Below are 3,241 nucleotides of genomic sequence, written 5' to 3'. Positions count from 1 at the left end.
CCACGGTCGCCCAGCTGGCGCCGCGTATCGGTGGAGACGGGCATCGACGTAAGCCTTTGGTGGCCGGCCCGCGGCCCGAGAGGGTTCCGGTGTCGTATGCGCAGAGCCGGTTGTGGTTCCTGGACCGGTTCGAGGGGGCCGCGACCTACAACATGCCGATCGCGTTTCGGATCAGCGGGGCGCTGGATGTGCAGGCGCTGGATGCGGCGCTCGACGATGTGATCGCCCGCCACGAAACGCTGCGCACCGTATTTCCCGACGTTGACGGGGTGCCGTTGCAGCAGGTGTTGCCGGCCGAGGCGGGGATGTGGCGGCGCGGGGGCGCGGCCGTCATCTCGGTGCCCGAACAGGAATTGGTCGGCGAGCTGGTGGCGCTGGCCGGGTATCGGTTTGATCTGTCGACCGAGATCCCGATCCGCGCACAGATCTATGCGGTGGCGCCGGAGCAGCACGTGCTGGGGATTGTGGTGCACCACATCGCTTTTGACGGATGGTCAGCCGCTCCGATGGTCCGCGACGTGGGAGCGGCGTATCTCGCGCGGCGGCAGGGCCGGGCGCCGGACTGGGCGCCATTGCCGGTGCAGTATGTCGATTACACGCTGTGGCAACAGGATTGGCTGGGATCGGAGTTTGATCCCGACAGTGTGATTGCGGGGCAGTTGGCCTACTGGCGGCAGGAGCTGGAGAATCTGCCGGAGGTGGTGTCGCTGCCGGCTGACCGGCCCCGTCCGCCGGTGCCCAGTTACCGCGGTGATGGCGTAGAGGTGCGCATTGATCCGCAGACATGGGCGGGGGTCAAGGCGCTGGCGGCGGCGCATAATGCCACGGCCTCGATGGTGATGCAGGCGGTGTTGGCGGTGGTGCTGCACCGGGTCGGGGCCGGTGAGGACATGGTGCTCGGCGCGCCGGTCGCGGGGCGGCTGGATCAGGCGCTCGATGAACTTGTCGGGTTCTTCGTCAACTCCTGGGTGCTGCGGGTCGGTGTCAAATCTGCGCAGCCGTTCAGCGACGTGCTTTCGCAGGTACGGCAAAAGGCGCTGGATGCCTACAGCAACCAGGATGTGCCGTTCGAGCAGCTGGTCGAGCAGCTCAACCCGGTGCGCTCCGCGGCGCATCATCCGCTGTTCCAGGTGGCCATGGTCTTTCAGAACAATGTGCGCCCCGATGTCGCGCTCGACGGAGTGTCCGTCGAGCCGCTGGGGGTGTCCACCCGAACCGCCAAGTTCGATCTGGATTTCGACCTCAGGGAGGTGCCCGGCGAGGACCCGGCCGCACCGATGGTCGCGGGCATGGCGACCTATGCCACGGATTTGTTTGACCGGGCCACCATCGAGCGACTGGTCACCTGGTTTGGACGGGTGATCGAGGCCGTGGTGGCCGACCCGTCGGTGCCGGTGGGAGACGTCGCGCTGCTGGACGACGGCGAGCGCGATCTGGTGCTGTCGCAGTGGTCTGGCGCTGGGATAAAGGCCCCAGTGGGGCTGGTGTCGGAATTGCTGGCGGAGGCGGTGGCCGCCGACCCGGACGCGGTGGCGGTGCTCGACGGCACGCGGAGCGTGTCGTATCGCGAGCTTGACGCGTGGTCGACGCGGTTGGCGCGGGTACTGATCGAAACGGGAGTGGGTACCGAGCGCGCGGTGGGCGTGGCCACGGATCGCTGCGCGGAGCTGGTGGTCGCCTGGTGGGCGGTACTCAAGGCCGGCGGCGTGTATGTACCGGTCGATCGGGCCCATCCGGTCGAACGCATCGCCACGGTGCTGGACGCGGTCGGCGCGGTATGTGTGTTGACCTACGGCGCCGACACGGTGGCCGGAGCCGGGTCGCGTCCGGTTTTGCGCCTCGACGGGCTGGACCTTTCCGGGCGGTCCGCGGAGGCGATCACCGACGCCGACCGGCCCACGGCCCTGGGGGTGGACAACACCGCTTATGTGATCTTCACGTCGGGGTCCACCGGTATGCCCAAGGGCGTGGCGGTCAGCCACGCGGGTCTGCTGGGGGTAGCCACGGCGGAACGCCAAGTCTACGGGTTGGGCGCGGATGCGCGGGTGTTGATGGTGGCCGCGCCGACCTTCGACGCGTCGATCGTTGAGCTGTTGTGGGCAGTGGGGTCTGGATCAACGTTGGTGGTGGCGCCGCCGGACGTGTATGCCGGACAGGCGTTGACCGCGTTGCTGCATGACCGTCAGGTCAGCGCGGCCCTGTTGACCCCGACGGTGCTGTCGACGCTGGATCGCACCCGGCTGGACGGGTTGGCGACGCTGATCACCGCCGGGGAGGCCTGCCCGGCCGAGGTGGTGGCAGCCTGGGCGCCGGGTCGGCGGATGTTCAACGCCTACGGCCCCACCGAGGTCACCATCTGGGCCACCGACGCACAACTGTCGGCGGGACAGCCGGTCAGCATCGGCGCCACCATCCCGGGAGTGTGCGCTCTGGTGCTGGATGCACGGCTGAACCCGGCCCCGGTCGGGGTGGTGAGCGAGCTGTATCTGAGCGGACCGTTGGCCAACGGCTATGTGGGCCGCGCGGAACTGACCGCCGAACGATTCGTGGCCAACCCTTACGGGGCTGCTGGCGAGCGGATGTATCGCACCGGCGACCTGGTGCGCTGGACCCGGGCCGGCACGCTGGACTACCTGGGCCGCGCCGACACTCAGATCAAGCTGCGTGGGCAGCGCATCGAACTGGGTGAAATCGAAAACACGATGTTGGCCTGCCCGCAGGTCACTCGGGCCGCCGCCGCCGTGCATCGCGGCACCACCGGCGTCAACTTGGTCGCGTACATCAGCCTCGAGCACACCAGCAGCGCTGATCACGACACCGAAATCGTCGAACAGTGGCAACACCTGTATGACGACCTGTACGGCGCCGAGGTCGACGTGTCGGGGTTCGGCATGGATTTCCAAGGCTGGAACAGCAGCTACACCGATGAACCGATCCCGCTCGAAGAGATGAAGGAGTGGCGTTCGGCCACAATCGATCGGATCATGGCGCTGCAGCCGCGACATGTGCTGGAGATCGGCGTCGGTTCGGGGCTGGTGTTGTCACAGGTCGCCCCGCACTGTGAGCGCTACGTCGGCACCGACATGTCGCCGGTGGCCGTGGCCACCCTGGCCCGCTCGTTGGAGCAACTGCAGATCCCGTGGCGGGATCGGGTCCAGTTCCTGGCCCAACCCGCCCACGTCACCGAGGGGCTGCCGCGGGGCTCGTTCGACACCATCATTCTCAACTCGGTCGTCCAGTA

At 67.7% G+C, this 3,241-nt stretch carries 1 protein-coding gene; it reads left to right on the top strand.

Annotated elements, in window-relative coordinates; translation table 11 throughout:
- Positions 1 to 3,241 (top strand): class I SAM-dependent methyltransferase (locus A5688_RS23365; protein ID WP_120312587.1); only part of this gene is annotated, 3,241 nt, incomplete at both ends.

It is taken from the genome of Mycobacterium mantenii, assembly GCF_001667865.1.
GTDB classification, from domain to species: domain Bacteria; phylum Actinomycetota; class Actinomycetes; order Mycobacteriales; family Mycobacteriaceae; genus Mycobacterium; species Mycobacterium mantenii_A.
Note: the sequence above shows the minus strand (reverse complement) of the source record. Positions and strands in the feature narration are given on the sequence as shown.